This is a genomic window from Hyphomonas sp. (assembly GCF_040882205.1).
Taxonomy (GTDB): Bacteria; Pseudomonadota; Alphaproteobacteria; order Caulobacterales; family Hyphomonadaceae; genus Hyphomonas.
The window spans coordinates 1-15,538 of record NZ_JBBEBT010000272.1; the positions used below are offsets into that span (position 1 = coordinate 1).

Consider the following 15,538-nt stretch of genomic DNA (forward strand, 5'->3'; position numbering starts at 1 on the left):
CATCTGCTGGTAGACCCAGGGCTGGACCTGACCGGTCGTCGCCGACCAACCCATCGTGTTGGTGACCTGCGCCTCGATCTGGCGCACGCCTTCATAGCCGTGGCGCAGCATGCCTTCGAACCATTTCGGGTTGAGCGTCCGCGTGCGGGTTTCAAGCGCGACCTGCTCGGCAAGTGTACGGACTATGCCGTCGCCGCGCGTCTGGTCGCCGATATAGACCGCCGGCTGCTCGCCGCGTGCCTTGGCGGCGGCGCGCGAGATGCCGCCCAGCGTATCGAAATAATGGTCGATCGTGGTCAGGCCGGTCTCGACCGATTCAAGGTTCTGGTAGGCAAGTTCCACGGTCGACAGGATATTGGCGAACAGGGCGGGCTGGGCCGAGGGACGGCCGTCCCGTCCGTAGGCGAAGCTTTTGCGCGTGGCATAGGCGTCGCCGAGCTCGTCCTCGTCATCCCATGTGCCGGAATTAACAAGGTAATTTACGTTTGCACCATAAGCTCCGTCGGCGTTCGAGAAGACGCGCAGGGCGGCAGTCTCGATGTCGGCGCCGGATTCGGACATCCACAGCACGGCGTGCTTGCGGGCAAAGTTGAGGTCATGCGGTTCGTCGGCGTTCGCGGCCGCGTAAGCGGCGTCGGCCAGCATACGCGTCTGCAGTGGCAGCAGGTCGCGGAAGATGCCCGACAGCGTCACCATCACATCAACGCGCGGGCGGCCGAGCACGTCCAGCGGGATCAGGTCAGCGCCGGAGAGGCGGCCATAGGAGTCAAAGCGCGGCACTGCGCCGAGGAGCGCCATCGCCTGCGCGATCTGCGCGCCTTCGCTCTTCAGGTTGTCAGTGCCCCAGAGGATGATCGCCATCGTCTCAGGATGACGGCCAGTGTCCTGCTTGTGGCGGGCGAGCAGGCGGTCGGCCTGGCGGCGGCCATCGGCGACGGCGAACGCGCTCGGCAGGCGGAATGGATCGAAGCCGTGGATATTGCGGCCCGAGGGCAGGATCTCCGGCGTGCGGATCAGGTCCCCGCCCGGCACCGGCGGCGTGTAGCCCGCGTCCAGTGCATGGATCAGCGCCGCCATTTCATGGTCTTCGCCGAGCAGCGCGTTGGTCCTGACGAGGACCGCGATCTCTTCGGCCCGGCTTTCAAGTTTCAGGGTACGGACAATGTCGGCCGGCGCGCCGCCCGCAATGATGGCGTCGAACGCCGCAGCTGGCAGCATGTCCTGGCCTTGCGCCGGGGGCATCAGGGCAATCATCTCCCGGCGATCTTCCGGGCCGAGGCCTTTACCGGCGATGTGCAGGCCGTTCGGGATCAGCGAGGTCTCGACTTCGGAAAGTTTCGCACGGATCGCTTCGATCCGGTCGCGCGGACGATCAAACGAGGCGGCGGGCAGGATGTCCAGCTCACCGGCCTGGATGACGATCAGGTCTTCAAGATCGGCGCGCTCGGCGTCAGCGTCCGGCGCAAGGCCGCGCCAGCGGGCGATGGTGGCTGAGAGATCCGACAGGCCGCGGTAGAGGCCCGCTTCGGTGACGGGCGGCGTCAGGTAGCTGACGATGGTCGCATTGCCGCGGCGCTTGGCAATCGTCGCTTCGGAGGGGTTGTTGGCCGCGTAGAAATAAATGTTCGGCAGGTCGCCGATCAGGTAATCCGACCAGCAATCGCCGGACAGGCCAGACTGTTTGCCCGGCATGAATTCCAGCGCGCCATGCGTGCCGAAATGCACGACGGCATCGGCGGCGAAGGCTTCGCGCAGGTAGGTATAGTAGGCCGAGAACGCGTGGGTTGGCGCAAAGCCCTTCTCAAAGAGCAGGCGCATCGGATCGCCTTCATAGCCGAAGCCCGGCTGCAACCCGACCACCACGTTGCCAAACCGGGCACCGAGCACGAAGATCGAGCGGCCATCCGTCAGCACACGTCCAGGCGCCGGGCCCCAGGCCGCTTCGATTTCCTTCAGGCGGCGTTCGCGGCGGACATGGTCCGGCACGGGCACTTCGGCAACGACGTTGGCTTCAGTGCCGTAGCGCTCCTTGTTGCCTTCGAGCAGCATGTCCTTGAGGTCATCGACCGAAGCCGGAACCTTGACGCCGTAACCTTCGGCTTCAAGGCGCTGCAGGAAATTGAAAAGCGACTCAAAGACCGACAGGTAAGCGGCGGTGCCAACGCTGCCGGAGTTGGGGGGAAAGTTGAACAGCGTGATCGCAAGCTTGCGGTTGGCGCGCGCGGAGCGCTTCAACCTGACCAGCTTGTCGACACGTGCGGCGAGTTGCTCGGCCCGCTCAGGGCAGACCTGCATGCGTCTGTTGTCATCGGCGAATGTGCAACGGCGGGCGCATCCGGTACACGTCGTGCCATGGTCGGCGCGCCCGCCGATGACAATGGATCCCGTCGCGCCGTCCAGTTCTGGAAGAGCGACCATGATGGTCGTCTCGATCGGCGTCAGTCCGCGCGCATTCGCGCCCCAGTCCGACAGGGACTGGAACTCCGATGCAAGCGCGCAGACATAGGGAATATCGAGGGCCTTCAGCATCTCGACGGCGCCTTCAGCATCATTGAAGGCAGGGCCGCCGACGAGCGAGAAGCCGGTCAGGGAAACAAGGGCGTCGATCGTGGGCGTCTCTCCACGCATGAAGAAGCGGCGGATCGCTGAACGGGCATCAAGGCCGCTGGCAAAGGCTGGGATGACGCGCAGACCGCGCGCCTCTAGGGCGGCGATGACGCCGTCATAATGGCCGGCATCGCCGGACGTGATGTAGGAGCGCAGCACGAGCAGGCCGACGGTCGGGCGATCGCCAGCAGATTTCGGCAGCGCGTCGAGGCGTTCGGCAACGGTCGGCTTCATCTGCGGATGATAGAGCCCCGTCTCCGGATACTCTTCCGGCGGAAGGGGATTCATCTTGCCGCGCAGGTGGGCGCGCTCGCCGCTCGCATACCGGTCGACCATGAAACGCACGGCATTGGCGATGTTCTTTTCCGAACCCGCCAGCAGGTATTGCATCGTCACAAAATAGGCGCGCACATCCTGGGCCATTCCCGGGATGAAGCGCAGGATCTTCGGCAGGCGGCGCAGCGTCTTCATCTGCTGCTCGCCGGATTTGGCCTTGTCGCCGGCGCCGCCGCGCAGGCGCTTCATCAGCGCGATGGGGCCACTTGCGGGCCTGGACATGTCAAACCGGTCAAGCCGGGTCAGCTGCACGACTTCCGAGGCCGACATTGCACCGACCATCGCGTCGCAGGCGTCGCGCCGCGCCTGAAGCGCCGGCAGAACAGCCTTGATGTGGTCCTCGATGAACAGCATCGAGGCCAAGATGAAATCCGCCTTGCCGATATCCTCGATAGCGCGGGCGAGTGCCTTGGGCTGGCGGTCAAATTCTGAGGCCGGATGAAATGCCAGAGACAGGCCCGGATGGGTCCGGCGAAGTTCGGATTCGGCCGCGTGGATGGCGGTGCCGAGATGCGAATCGAGCGACAGAATCACGACCTTGATCGGCGTCTTGTCGACGAGAATTGCGCGCTTAACGGCCATAGCTCGCCTTTGCGTCATAGAGCGTCTCGAGGGTGATTGTCTCGAGTTGCTTGTCGCGGGCGAAGGCTTCGGTATTGCGCTTCGCCTTGCCGCGCACGAAAAAGGGGATCTTTTTCAGCTCGTTTTCGGCCTCCGGCGCCCAGTGGACGATGCCCGCCCCTTCCCCGGCCGGGACAGTGTCGGCAACTTTTTCCGCCGCGCCGTGGCCACCGAGATGCGAGGCGCCGGCCTCGTCATTGAATTCGAAATCCTCGCGGAACATGCCGAGCAGATGCTCTTCCAGGCCCATGATCAGCGGATGCACCCACGTGTCGAAGAGCACGTTGGCGCCTTCAAAGCCCATCTGCGGGGCATAGCGCGCCGGGAAGTCCTGAACATGCACCGGCGCGGAAATGACCGCGCACGGAATGCCGAGGCGTTTCGCAATATGCCGCTCCATCTGCGTGCCGAGAATCAGCTCCGGCTGCAGCCGGGCGATAGCGGCTTCAACTTCGAGATAGTCCTCAGTGATCAGCGCCTCGATCCCGAGTTCGGCAGCGGCCTCGCGGACGGGGCGCGCAAACTCGCGGTTGTAACAGCCAAGGCCGACAACGGTGAAAGCCAACTCGTCGGCCGCAACACGGGCGGCGGCGAGCGCATGCGTGCCATCCCCGAAGATGAAGACGCGTTTACCGGTGAGGTAATTGGAGTCCACCGAACGCGACCACCAGGGCATATTGCTCGCGAAGGCCGAAAGATCCGGCACTTCGATCCCGGCAAGGCCGCAGACTTCGACAATGAAATCATTCGTCGCGCCGACGCCGATCGGAATGGTCTTCGTATACGGCTGGCCGAATTCCTTCTCGAGATAGCGCGCCGCAACATCCGCAATCTCGGGATAGAGCGACACGTTGAAGTCCGCCGCTGGCAGACGCGTCAGGTCTTCCGGGGTTGCACCGAGCGGTGCGATGACGTTCACGTCGATGCCGAGCTGGAACAGGAGGCCCGTGATTTCGCGCACATCGTCGCGGTGGCGGAAGCCCAGCGCCGTCGGCCCGAGGACATTACACACCGGGCGCGTGAGCCGTGTCGGCGCGCGCTTCGGCTGCGGCGCCGCAAGGCCCCGCACGAGGCGGTAGAAGGTTTCGGAGGCGCCCCAGTTTTCCTTCTTGGAATAGGACGGCAGATCAAGGGCGATCACCGGGATGGGCAGACCCAGCGCCTTGGTCAGGCCCCCCGGATCGTCCTGGATCAGTTCGGCCGTGCAGGACGCGCCAACGATCATCGCCTGCGGCCGGAAACGCTCATATGCACCCAGCGCGGCACTCTTGAAAATCTCGGCTGTGTCCGAACCCAGATCCCGCGCTTCGAATGTCGTGTAGGTCACCGGCGGACGCTTGGCGCGCCGTTCGATCATCGTGAACAGAAGGTCCGCATAGGTATCGCCCTGCGGCGCATGCAGCACATAGTGCAGGCCTTCCATCGCCGTTGCGATCCTCATCGCGCCGATGTGCGGGGGCCCCTCATATGTCCAGACTGTCAATTGCATCAGACCGCGAGCCTCGTGCGCCGGATAAGCGGGCGCGCAAACAGCTCGGCGAGGTCGCCGCACTGTTCGTATCCCTGAATGGGGGTGAAGACGAGCTCGATCGACCATTTGGTCGTCAGCCCTTCCTGCTCGAGCGGATTGGCAAGGCCAAGCCCGCACAGGGTGATGTCGGGGCGCGCATCGCGGCAGCGGTCGAGCTGCAGGTCGACGTCCTGGCCTTCGCTGATGCGCACATCCGCCGGCAGCAGCGCCAGCTCCTGCGCCATGTGGACGCCGTGCAGGTAAGGCGTGCCGACCTCTTCCAGCGTCATGCCAAGCTCGCGCGACAGGAACCGCGCCAGCGGCAGTTCCAGCTGCGAATCGGGGAAGCAGAACAGCGACTTGCCGGCCAGTGTGTCACTATATCGTGCGAGCGCGCGGGTGGCGCGGGCACGCGGCATCTCGGTCACCGCATGGAACCGCTCGGCGGTCACACCAAACGCATCGGCGGCGGCTTTCAGCCAGGCGGTCGTGCCTTCCGCGCCAAGCGGGAACAGCGCCGGCAGGTGCACGGCGCCGCGCGCCTCAAGCGTGCGGGCTGTATCGCGCAGCCAGGGCTGGGCGAGCAGGAATTTCGTGTTCGGGCCGACGGGCGGCAGATGCCCGGCCCTGCGGCTCGGCAGGAAATGCACCGGACCGATCCCCAGCGCCTCGAAAATGCGCTCGAACTGATCCTCGACCACATCCGCCAGCGCGCCGACCACCACCAACTCTGCGGCGTCGGTAGCCGGCAGCTCCGGCACCATCGCCGTCAGGCAGGCATCTTCGCCTTGCGTGAAAGTCGTCTCGATGCCGCTGCCGGAATAATTCAGGATGCGCACACGCGGCGAATAAGTCATCGACAGCCGCTCGGCGGCGCGGCCAAGGTCCAGCTTGATCACTTCAGACGGGCATGAACCGACCAGGAAGAGCAACTTGATTTCTGGCCGGCGCTCCAGCAGGCGCGAAACCGTCTTGTTCAGCTCTTCATTAATGTCGGCCATGCCAGCAAGGTCACGCTCTTCAATGATCGCGGTTGCAAAACGAGGCTCGGCAAAGATCATCACGCCGGCTGCCGATTGCATCAGGTGCGCGCAGGTGCGCGATCCGACGATCAGAAAGAAGGCGTCCTGCATCTTGCGGTGCAGCCACATGATGGAGGTCAGCCCGCAGAACACTTCGCGCTGCCCCCGCTCGCGCAGCACAGTCCGCACGGCAGGCGCGGCGCAGGCCCTGTCCGTCAGCGGCGGGATCAGCTGCGTCATGCGGCAACTCCTTGCGCGCCAATCGGCTCGAGCCGGGCCAGGCGCAACTTCCAGAGGAACTGCACAGCGTTGATCACGTAAGCGGCGTATCCTGCCAGCGCGACAGTGATTTGCGCAACGGGCGATCCGATATTGCCGAGCAGCATGACAAGATAGGCCGTATGCAAAGCAATCACGATCATCGAAACGGCATCTTCCCAGAAGAAGGCATCGGCGAAGAGATACTTTCCGAAGACGTCCTTCTCCCAGATCGCGCCGGTGATCATGATGGCGTAAAGGATGAAAGTCTTGAGGACGATGGAAGCGGTGGCGATGTCGAGGCCATTGCCGGTCAGCAGATAACGCACCACCAGAAACAGGCTCACCGCGAAGACAAAAAACTGCAGCGGCGCAAGGACGGCCTGGGCGAGTGTCCAGCGTGATGCGTCACGGCGCGCGCGTTGCTCTGCAGTGTACAGCGGCTTCCTCCGGTTGGCGGTGACGGGTTGGTTGTTCATGCCCTTCACCCTTCCGCCCCCCTTTCTTCTGTTGACCAGACGATACCTCCCGAAGCCAATATGTCAATCCAAGTTTACGTCTATTTGTGTTGACACATGACGTGTTTGGAGCGACTTTCACCTCGTCGCCGATTGCAGGATGGATTCAGAAAATCTTCCATGTTATTTCTCAATCGAACTGAAACGCGCCTGCACGTTCGCAAGATCGTGAACCGTGCCGGGTCGTTCGAAAATGCCGAGCCTGACGCCTCCCATTCAGGTCCGGCCCCGGAGATCATCCGTTCGCGGATGAATCGTCCCGGATTGGATTTGCTGCGGTGCAGGCATCGCAGTGCGAATAAGGAAAGTCCAACGAGGGCCGGGCCTCACCGCGCACAACGCTTGCGTGTGAACAGGCCCGAACCCGCAGGGAGAAAGTGATGGCGCTCGATCAGCAAAGAAGCTTCCGCACAATCGAAGCGGGTGGAGGCGGGGCAGATTTTCTCTTCCGTCCTATCCCACTTCTCGTCGGTCTTTGGCGACAACTCGGCGTTGAACCCGCAGCAAAAGCCCTCCCCTCCGACGAGCCCGAACTGTTTGCCGCGCTGCAATCGGAAATCATTCCGCGCCTGATGATCGCCAGCCGCATGCCGGCCGCTCCGGTCGCGGCCAGCACCGGTCTCGAATTGCGCGGCACGGCCTTCAACGCCGCCGAACGCAAGGAATTTCTGGACGCGCTCCTCTCGGATGACGAGCAAAGCGCCGGCCGTCTCGCCGAAGCGCAGATCGGACGCGGGCACGAACTGCCGACCCTGATGATCGAGCTGTTCGCTTCCTCGGCGCGCGAGCTTGGCGAGATGTGGAACGAGGACCAGATCAGTTTCGTGGAAGTCACCGTCGGCGTCTGCCGCCTGCACCAGATTGTCCACAATCTCACCGGCCAGCCGGATGCCCCGGCCGATATCGGCAAGAACGGATCGCCCAGCATCCTGATCGCCAGCGCCCCGGGCGAGCAGCACGTCTTCGGCGTCCTGGTCGCGTCCGAGCTTTTCCGCCAGCATGAATGGACCGTCTTCTCGGAAACCTCCGGGGACCCGGCCCTGATCTGCCAACATCTCGCGAATCAACGGTTCGACATCGCCGGCATCTCGGCCTCCCATGACGGCGTCGTCCGCGACCTCCCGGGCCTCATAAAGACCCTCCGGAGGACCTCCCGCAACCCCTCCGTCAAGCTGCTGGTCGGCGGCCCCCTTTTCGAACATTCGCCCCATATTGCGCGTGAAATCGGCGCAGATGGCATAGCAGGGCGCGGTTTGGACGCGCCCGAGCTTGCGAGGAAACTATTGGCAATGTGAAACCGAGACTGCTAGGGGCGCTCAAGGGGAGCTCCCACAGTCTTTTTGGAACGATTATGGATGCTTCGTCGCACGCCTCGCCGTCTAAATCCTCGTTCAGCGATGCGAACTCTCATCTTTCAGGTTTGGACGCGCAAACCGTAGCCATCCTGCTGGAACAGGCCGCCGATATTGCGCTCATCCTCGATGACGGCGTGGTCCGGGACGTTGCCATCGCTTCGGAAGAGCTCAGAAAGACCGGATTTGCAGCCAACTGGATTGGCCGGCGCTGGATCGATACGGTGTCGATCGACAGCCATACCAAGATCGAGGCGCTGCTGAAAAGCGTCGATGGCAAGTCGGCCAGCCGGCCGCGCCAGGTCAACCACCCTTCCGGCGGTTTGAGGGACATCCCCGTTGCCTACCGCCTCGTGCGCGCAATGGGCCGAGGCCCGGTGATCGCCCTCGGCCGCGACCTGCGGGATATCGCCGAACTGCAGCAGAAACTGGTCAAGGCCCAGCAGGAGATCGAGCGCGACTATGCGCGCCTGCGCAAGGCCGAAGCCCGCTACAAGATGGTGTTCGAGGCCGTCGCCGAGCCGATCCTGATCGTCACGGCGGATGACCTCATCATCGAATCGGCCAACCGCGCCGCTGGCGCACTGCTCGGCCATGACACGCACGACCTTGCCAACGAAGATTTCCCCTCGCTGTTTTCCGCCCGCGCCGTGCGTGCGGTAGAGCGGATGTCAGCCAAGGCCCTCGCGACCGGTAATGCGGCGGCAGAGAAAATCGAACTTGCCAGCGGGAAGAAGGTTTCGCTCTCGGCCTCCGTGTTCGGACAAGGCGGAGATGCCCGCCTCGTCGTCAAATTTGTCGGCGAGGCAACCGCCTCAAAAGCTGGCGAGACCACCCGCGACCAGCTGCTGCGCACGCTCGAGGCGCTGCCCGATGCTTTCGTCGTCACCGACGACGAGCTGCGCATCCTCGCCGCCAACCAGGCTTTCCTAGAAATGGCCCATCTCAGCGAGGAAGAGCAGGCGACCGGTGCGCGTCTCTCGAAATATCTCGGCCGCTCGACGACAGATCTCAATGTCCTTGTCTCGACGCTGAAGAATAATGGCAACGCCCGCAACTTCGCGACCGTCCTGCGCGACCGGTTCAACACCGAAGAGCAGGTCGAAGTCTCTGCCGTGTCGACCGGCGCGGGCCGCTTAACCTATTATGCCTTCTCGGTGCGCATCGTCTCGCGCCGCCTGCCTTCCGGCCCGCCGCCCGGCGAAGAGCTGCCGCGCTCGGTCGACCATCTGACCAACCTCGTCGGGCGCATGCCGCTGAAGGATATCGTCCGCGATTCCACTTCGCTTATCGAACGCCTCTGCATCGAGGCCGCGCTGAAGCTGACGGATGACAACCGCGCCTCAGCCGCAGAGATTCTCGGGCTCAGCCGGCAGGGTCTCTATTCCAAGCTCAAGCGCTTCGGAATCGAAGACAAGAACTGAGCGACCACCCCCATCGTCCGCCCACGAATCACCTGCGCAGGCAGGCGAAAAAACGTCACTCTGTGTTGACACTCGGAAGCGTCAACCTTAGCCTCAATTCATGACCGAAGCGCCGTTGTCAGCTCCATCCCGCCGGCTGCCTCAGCCAGCGGCAGTGCTTGAGCTGTTCAAACCGGTCACCTGGTTTGCCGCGATGTGGGCCTATATGTGCGGCGCTGTTTCCAGCGGTCAGCCACTGCTGCCTAACCTTCATCTCCTTCTCGGCGGCATGCTGCTCGCCGGCCCCATGGTGTGTGCCTCCAGCCAGGCGGTGAACGATTGGTATGACCGCCATGTCGACGCGATCAACGAGCCAAACCGGCCGATCCCTTCCGGGCGCATTCCGGGCCAGTGGGGGCTCTATCTGGCGATCCTCTGGTCCGCGCTTTCGCTCGCGCTCGGTTACGCGCTCGGCACCTGGGCCTTCGTCGGAACCATCTTCGCCGTCTTCTTCGCCTGGGCCTACAGCGCGCCGCCGCTGCGCCTGAAACTCAACGGCTGGTGGGGCAATGGCGCCGTCGGTATCTCCTATGAAGGCATTTCCTGGTTCACCGGCGCCGCCGTCATGCTCGGCGCCCTGCCCCATCCGCTGATCCTGATTCTCGCACTGCTCTATTCCATCGGCGCGCACGGCATCATGACGCTCAACGATTTCAAATCGATCGATGGCGACACGAAGATGGGCGTGCGCTCCCTGCCCGTGCAGCTCGGCCCGGACCGTGCGGCGCGCCTTGCCTGCGTGGTGATGGCCGTGCCTCAGATGGCCGTCATCCTTCTGCTGATCAGTATTGGCCGCCCGGCGCATGCCGCAATCATTCTCGGCCTGCTCGGCGCGCAGGTCTGGCTGATGCGCACGCTGCTCGCAGATCCGCGCGGCAAGGCGATCTGGTACTCCGCTTTCGGCGTTCTCCTTTATGTGCTCGGCATGCTGGTCAGCGCCTTTGCCGTTGCGCCCTGGTCCGCTGGATGAGCGCCGCATCTGCCTCTTTCGGATGGCTCGGGATCATCCGCCTCGGCCTGGTGCAGACTTCGCTGGGCGCCATCGTCATCCTGATGACCTCGACACTGAACCGCGTGATGGTCGTCGAGCTTGGCCTCGCTGCTGCGATACCCGGCCTCCTCGTCGGCTGGCACTATGCCGTGCAGATGTCGCGCCCCCGCTGGGGTTATGGCGCCGACACAGGCGGGCGCCGCGCGCCCTGGATCATGGGCGGCATGGCTGTGCTGGCCCTCGGCGCCATCAGCGCCGCCTTTGCCGCCTCGCTGATTCCTTCAAATTTCTGGGGCGGATTTCTTCTCTCGGTTCTCGCCTATGCCCTGATCGGCGCGGGCGTCGGCGCGGCGGGCACGAACCTTCTGGCGCTGCTCGCGATCCGCACCGAGCCTTCGCGCAAGGCCGCCGCCGCGGCGATCGTCTGGATCATGATGATCATGGGCTTCGTGCTGACTGCCGGCATCGGCGGCGGCTTCCTGAAACCCTTCAGTTTCGAACGGCTGATCCTTGTCACGTCCGTCGTCTCCGCAATTGCGCTGGCCGTAACCTTCCTCGCCCTACGCGGCCTCGAGGCCGGGGCGCTGGCGCAGCCCGTTCGTGCACAGGCCACAAGCGCCGAGACCAGCTTCCGCGCCGCGCTGCGCGAAACATGGGCAGATCCGCAGGCGCGGCGGTTCACCGTTTTCGTCTTCGTCTCGATGCTGGCCTACAGCGCGCAGGACCTGATTTTAGAGCCCTTCGCCGGTCTCGTGCACGGCTATGATGCCGGAAGCTCGACGCAGCTTGCGGGCGTACAGAACATCGGAACGCTCGCCGGGATGATCCTGACGGCTGTCGCCGGCACCGTGATCGGAAAATCCCGCGCCGGGTTCATGCGGGCCTGGACTGTCGGCGGCTGCATCGCATCGGCCGCCGCGCTTCTCGCCCTCGGCCTCGGCACGCATGCGATGGGCGCAGACTGGCCGCTGGTCCCGAACGTGATTGCCCTCGGCGTTGCCAATGGCGCCTTCGCCGTCGCGGCCATCGGCTCTATGATGACGCTGGCAAGCGCCGGCGCGAAACAGCGCGAAGGAACACGGATGGGGCTATGGGGCGCCGCGCAGGCGATTGCTTTCGGCCTTGGTGGTTTCCTCGGCGCGGCCGCGGTCGATATCGCGCGCGCCTTCACCGATACCCCTGCGCCGGCCTTTGCCCTCGTGTTCGCGGCGGAGGGTCTGACCTTCCTTGTCGCCGCAGCGCTCGCCCTGCGTGTCGGCGAGACCGCCGTTGATTCGCAGCGCCTGCCCGCTCTGCCCAGCCACGAATTCCTCGCTGTCCGATCCGGAGAAGTGCCATGACCCCTCACCCCACTGATGAACTCTATGACTGCGTGATCGTTGGCGGAGGCCCTGCCGGCGCAACCGCTGCGCACGATCTTGCGAAGACGGGGGCCCGCGTCCTGCTGCTCGACAAGGCCGGCCGCATCAAACCCTGCGGCGGCGCCATCCCGCCGCGCCTGATCGAGGACTTCGACATACCCGAAAGCATCATTGTGGCGCGCGCGCGGGCCGCGCGGATGATTGCGCCCTCGGGGCGCGTCGTGGACATGCCGGTCGAGGGCGGCGCCGTCGGCATGGTCGACCGCGAGCACTTCGACGAATGGCTGCGCGCCCGCGCCGCAAAGGCGGGATGTGAACGCCGCGCCGGAAGCTTTACCCATATCGAGCGCGAGGCCGATGGCACGCCGGTCGTGGCCTACACGCCGAAGGATGACAGCTCGGAGACGATCAGGATCCGTACCCGCACGATCATCGGCGCGGACGGCGCGCGGTCCCGCGTGGCCGCTGAAGCCATTCCCGGCGGCGGCGAGACAAAATGCGTGTTCGCCTATCACGAGATCATCAAGTCGCCCGAGCCGACAGAAGGCTTCGATCCGGCGCGCTGCGACATCTACTATCAGGGCCGCCTCTCGCCGGACTTCTATGCCTGGGTATTCCCGCACGGCGAGACGACCAGCGTCGGCGTCGGCAGCGCCAACAAGGGCTTCTCGCTGCGCGATGCGATCCGCACGCTGCGCAAGGATATCGGGCTCGATGATGCCGCTCTCGTGCGCAAGGAAGGCGCGCCGATTCCGTTGAAGCCTTTGAAGCGCTGGGACAACGGCCGCGATGTTCTGCTCGCCGGTGACGCGGCGGGCGTTGTAGCCCCGGCTTCGGGCGAGGGTATCTACTATGCCATGCTGGGCGGGCGCGAGGCGGCCACGGCCATCCGTGAGCTGATCGAAACCGGAGACGCGCGCGCACTGGCCGCGACGCGCAAGCGCTACATGAAGGCGCATGGTCAGGTGTTCATGATCCTCGGCATCATGCAGCATTTCTGGTACCGCTCGGATAAGCGGCGCGAAGGCTTTGTTGCCATGTGCAATGACAAGGATGTCCAGCGCCTGACCTGGGACGCCTATCTCAATAAGCGGCTCGGCAAGCCGGACCACATGGCGCACCTGAAAATCTTCGTGAAGGACACCGCGCATCTGCTCGGCCTCGCCCCTGCCCGGCCGAAACAGACGTGATCCCGCGCCGCCCGCTGTTTATTGCGGCGGGCGCCGCGCTGGCGACCGCGATTGCCGGCGGCGCGATGACACGCATCGATGCCTGGTACCGCGCGCTCGACAAATCCGCACTGAACCCGCCGGACTGGGCCTTCGCACCCGGCTGGACGATCATCTTTGCGCTCGCGGCGCTGGCGGCAACGTTCGGCTGGCGGGACGCGAAGACGCAGCGCGACCGGTCGCTGCTGGTGATCTTCTTCTTTATTAACGCGGTGCTGAACATTGCCTGGAGCGCAGTCTTCTTCACGCTGCGCCGGCCAGACTGGGCGCTGGCAGAAGTGGCGACCTTGTGGATCTCAGTCGCGGTGATCGCGGTCTTCCTCGCGCGCTTCTCGCGGACCGCGAGCCTGTTGATGTTGCCCTATCTCGGCTGGGTGTCGTTTGCAGCCTACCTGAACTACGAGGTGGCAGCGCTGAACGGCCCGTTCGGCTGAGCAGACTGTTGCGGCAGGAGCGAAGATGACCCTTGCACCCTGGATGTTCGATCTCGTGCTGCTCGGTGTTGCTGGCGAGTTCGTGCTGGTCACCTATCTCCTGGTCCGCAATGGGCACAGGCCCTGGGCCGTGCCCGTCCTGTGGTTCCTCGTCTCCGGCGCGCTACTGATGGCTGCGGTGAGGTTTGCGGTATCAGGCGCCGGCCATCCGCTGATCGCCGGCATACTGATGGTCAGCCTGCTGACGCATCTGGCGTGCCTGTGGACGGCATGGCGGCTGGTGCGGAAGTAACGCGCAGCACGCAAAGGCCGGGCGCGCGCTGAGGGAGCGGCCGGTTAAGGGATTTCTCTGCTTTCTGTTGCGCTGATCCCCGTCAAGGCGGAGATCCCGGTGAGTATGAGCCTCACGAGCTACCCGCTTTCGAAAGCCGGGATGATAAGGAGGAGGGGCGGGGTCTGGAGCTCGGATACAGGCGTAAGGGATTGCCTTTGCCTATGTCGGCGGCTCCAGCAAATAAGGCCGGACCCGGATGATCCGGGGCCGGCCTTGGTCGCTGGAAGGCACCAGCTGACTTTTCCGGGCAGCGCGGGAGCCGTGTCCCGCCCTGCCCTTGCGCTGCCTCAGTAGCGGGCGAAGCCGTTGTCCGCGCCCCAGAGGAACCAGTTGTCCACGACCGTACCGGTCAGGAGAACACCGATGCCGCCGGTGATCGGGCAGAGGATGGCGAACCACCAGGCCCAGCGGTGGATTGATTCCATCGAGGCATTGAAGCCCATGGTCCAGCGCCAGAAGAGAGCGGCGCGTTCGGAGGCCGTGCCGCGGTCCGTGATCTGCTCGATCTCGCGCTCGCCGCCGTAACGACCGACCGCAAGGATCGTCGCACCGTGCATCGCGAACAGGAGGGCCGACCCGTAGAGGAAGACAATCGAGAGCATGTGGAAGGGGTTGTAGAAGAAATTTCCGTAGACGAGCGAGAGATTGTTCGTCCAGTCGAGGTGAGAGAAGATACCGAACGGCACCGCCTCGTTCCAGCTGCCCATCATCACGGGGCGGATCAAGCCGAGGACGAGGTAGAGCCAGATGGCGGCAGCGAAGGCCCAGGCGACATGCGTGCCCATGCCGAGCTGGACCGCGCGGCGGTACGAACGCACCCACCAGAGCAGGATCGAGGCCGTCAGGAACATGCCCGCCATCAGCCACCAGCCACCTTCATGCAAGGGCATGAAGAGCTTGAGTCCATGCTCCGGGAGCGGAGCATCCAGCGACAGCCAGGGAAGCTGGCCGAAGAACCTGATGGGATCCCAGCCGACGCTGGCCCACATGTTCAGGCCGATGATCTCGATGGCGATGAAGCCGCAGATCAGCGAGGCAACGCCGGACCAGCCGAGATAGACGGGCCCGATCTGGGCATCGCCGATGCGGCCGAAGAGGTGGCTCGTGGAGGTCAGCTTGAGGCGGTCTTCGTCGCCTGCCCCCTGCGCCACACCGAAATCGGTGTGGCCGCGGACCTGAACCTGGGTGAAGATATTCTGGTAATCAGCCATGGTCTGATCCTCCTACACGCGCCAGATGGCGAGGTTTTTCCAGCCATCCCACCAGTCGATCCAAGAGCCTTCATAGAGCGGGCCGGAGATAACGATGCAGATGGCGCTCCAGATCCCGGCCGAGAGGGCGAGGAAGAGGCCGAGCCGGTGGATGCCGAGCGTGCCGATCGAGTAGCCGATGAAATCCCGGAAGAAAGCGTTCTCGTGTTCCGGCGTCTTCACCGTCTTGCCGCGGCCGGGATTGACCGCCGAAAGGACCAGGCCGCCATGCATGGAAAGCGCGAGCGTCGT

General features: G+C 64.2%; 12 protein-coding genes and 1 pseudogene. 7 read left to right on the plus strand and 6 right to left on the minus strand.

Annotated features, from left to right (window positions below):
• From WEA77_RS11535 to bchF, 4 genes are all read right to left on the minus strand, one after another.
• Positions 1-3,525 (minus strand): magnesium chelatase subunit H (locus WEA77_RS11535; protein WP_368068032.1); only part of this gene is annotated, 3,525 nt, incomplete at its 3' end.
• Positions 3,515-5,053 carry a ferredoxin:protochlorophyllide reductase (ATP-dependent) subunit B gene (gene bchB, locus WEA77_RS11540; protein WP_368068033.1) on the minus strand — a complete coding sequence of 513 codons (1,539 nt, stop codon included), beginning with the start codon at positions 5,051-5,053 and terminating at the stop codon, positions 3,515-3,517. The genes WEA77_RS11535 and bchB, both read right to left, overlap by 11 nt.
• Entirely contained in the window at positions 5,053-6,336 is a 1,284-nt protein-coding gene (locus WEA77_RS11545) for a ferredoxin:protochlorophyllide reductase (ATP-dependent) subunit N (RefSeq protein WP_368068034.1), read from the minus strand. Before WEA77_RS11545 ends, bchB begins: the two co-directional genes overlap by 1 nt.
• Positions 6,333-6,833, minus strand: coding sequence for a 2-vinyl bacteriochlorophyllide hydratase (gene bchF, locus WEA77_RS11550; protein WP_368068035.1), 501 nt, complete (start codon positions 6,831-6,833; stop codon positions 6,333-6,335). The genes WEA77_RS11545 and bchF overlap by 4 nt, the downstream gene beginning before the upstream one ends.
• Positions 6,834-7,252: 419 nt before the next feature.
• Here bchF and WEA77_RS11555 point away from each other — a divergent pair, with 419 nt between their 5' ends.
• The 7 genes from WEA77_RS11555 (at position 7,253) to WEA77_RS11585 (ending at position 13,994) form a co-directional block, all read left to right on the plus strand.
• Complete coding sequence (locus WEA77_RS11555; protein ID WP_368068036.1) at positions 7,253-8,167, plus strand: B12-binding domain-containing protein; 915 nt, start codon at positions 7,253-7,255, stop codon at positions 8,165-8,167.
• A gap of 56 nt (positions 8,168-8,223) precedes the next feature.
• A complete protein-coding gene (ppsR, locus tag WEA77_RS11560; protein WP_368068037.1) occupies positions 8,224-9,648 on the plus strand; it encodes a transcriptional regulator PpsR in 1,425 nt (474 codons plus the stop codon).
• Positions 9,649-9,748: 100 nt separating this feature from the next.
• Positions 9,749-10,657, plus strand: a complete 909-nt coding sequence (chlG, locus tag WEA77_RS11565; protein WP_368068038.1) for a chlorophyll synthase ChlG — start codon at positions 9,749-9,751, stop codon at positions 10,655-10,657.
• Positions 10,654-12,018 carry a BCD family MFS transporter gene (locus WEA77_RS11570; protein ID WP_368068039.1) on the plus strand — a complete coding sequence of 455 codons (1,365 nt, stop codon included), beginning with the start codon at positions 10,654-10,656 and terminating at the stop codon, positions 12,016-12,018. The genes chlG and WEA77_RS11570 overlap by 4 nt, the downstream gene beginning before the upstream one ends.
• Entirely contained in the window at positions 12,015-13,229 is a 1,215-nt protein-coding gene (locus WEA77_RS11575) for a geranylgeranyl diphosphate reductase (RefSeq protein ID WP_368068040.1), read from the plus strand. The genes WEA77_RS11570 and WEA77_RS11575 overlap by 4 nt, the downstream gene beginning before the upstream one ends.
• Positions 13,226-13,702: a TspO/MBR family protein gene (locus WEA77_RS11580; protein WP_368068041.1), complete on the plus strand. Its 477-nt coding sequence runs from the start codon at positions 13,226-13,228 to the stop codon at positions 13,700-13,702. The genes WEA77_RS11575 and WEA77_RS11580 overlap by 4 nt, the downstream gene beginning before the upstream one ends.
• Positions 13,703-13,727: 25 nt before the next feature.
• Complete coding sequence (locus WEA77_RS11585; RefSeq protein WP_368068042.1) at positions 13,728-13,994, plus strand: hypothetical protein; 267 nt, start codon at positions 13,728-13,730, stop codon at positions 13,992-13,994.
• 329 nt (positions 13,995-14,323) lie between these two features.
• Here WEA77_RS11585 and pufM read toward each other — a convergent pair whose 3' ends face one another.
• Together pufM and WEA77_RS11595 are read right to left on the minus strand one after the other, a co-directional pair.
• Positions 14,324-15,247 (minus strand): photosynthetic reaction center subunit M, encoded by a 924-nt coding sequence (pufM, locus tag WEA77_RS11590; RefSeq protein ID WP_368068043.1) that lies wholly within the window; start codon positions 15,245-15,247, stop codon positions 14,324-14,326.
• A gap of 12 nt (positions 15,248-15,259) precedes the next feature.
• Positions 15,260-15,538: pseudogene (locus tag WEA77_RS11595) on the minus strand (photosynthetic reaction center subunit L); the annotation flags it as partial.

Coding starts and splice junctions, on each gene's coding strand:
- bchB (WP_368068033.1), bottom strand. CDS start 5,053: ATGCAATTGACAGTCTGGACATATGAGGGGCCCCCGCACATCGGCGCG.
- WEA77_RS11545 (WP_368068034.1), bottom strand. CDS start 6,336: ATGACGCAGCTGATCCCGCCGCTGACGGACAGGGCCTGCGCCGCGCCT.
- bchF (WP_368068035.1), bottom strand. CDS start 6,833: ATGAACAACCAACCCGTCACCGCCAACCGGAGGAAGCCGCTGTACACT.
- WEA77_RS11555 (WP_368068036.1), top strand. CDS start 7,253: ATGGCGCTCGATCAGCAAAGAAGCTTCCGCACAATCGAAGCGGGTGGA.
- ppsR (WP_368068037.1), top strand. CDS start 8,224: ATGGATGCTTCGTCGCACGCCTCGCCGTCTAAATCCTCGTTCAGCGAT.
- chlG (WP_368068038.1), top strand. CDS start 9,749: ATGACCGAAGCGCCGTTGTCAGCTCCATCCCGCCGGCTGCCTCAGCCA.
- WEA77_RS11570 (WP_368068039.1), top strand. CDS start 10,654: ATGAGCGCCGCATCTGCCTCTTTCGGATGGCTCGGGATCATCCGCCTC.
- WEA77_RS11575 (WP_368068040.1), top strand. CDS start 12,015: ATGACCCCTCACCCCACTGATGAACTCTATGACTGCGTGATCGTTGGC.
- WEA77_RS11585 (WP_368068042.1), top strand. CDS start 13,728: ATGACCCTTGCACCCTGGATGTTCGATCTCGTGCTGCTCGGTGTTGCT.
- pufM (WP_368068043.1), bottom strand. CDS start 15,247: ATGGCTGATTACCAGAATATCTTCACCCAGGTTCAGGTCCGCGGCCAC.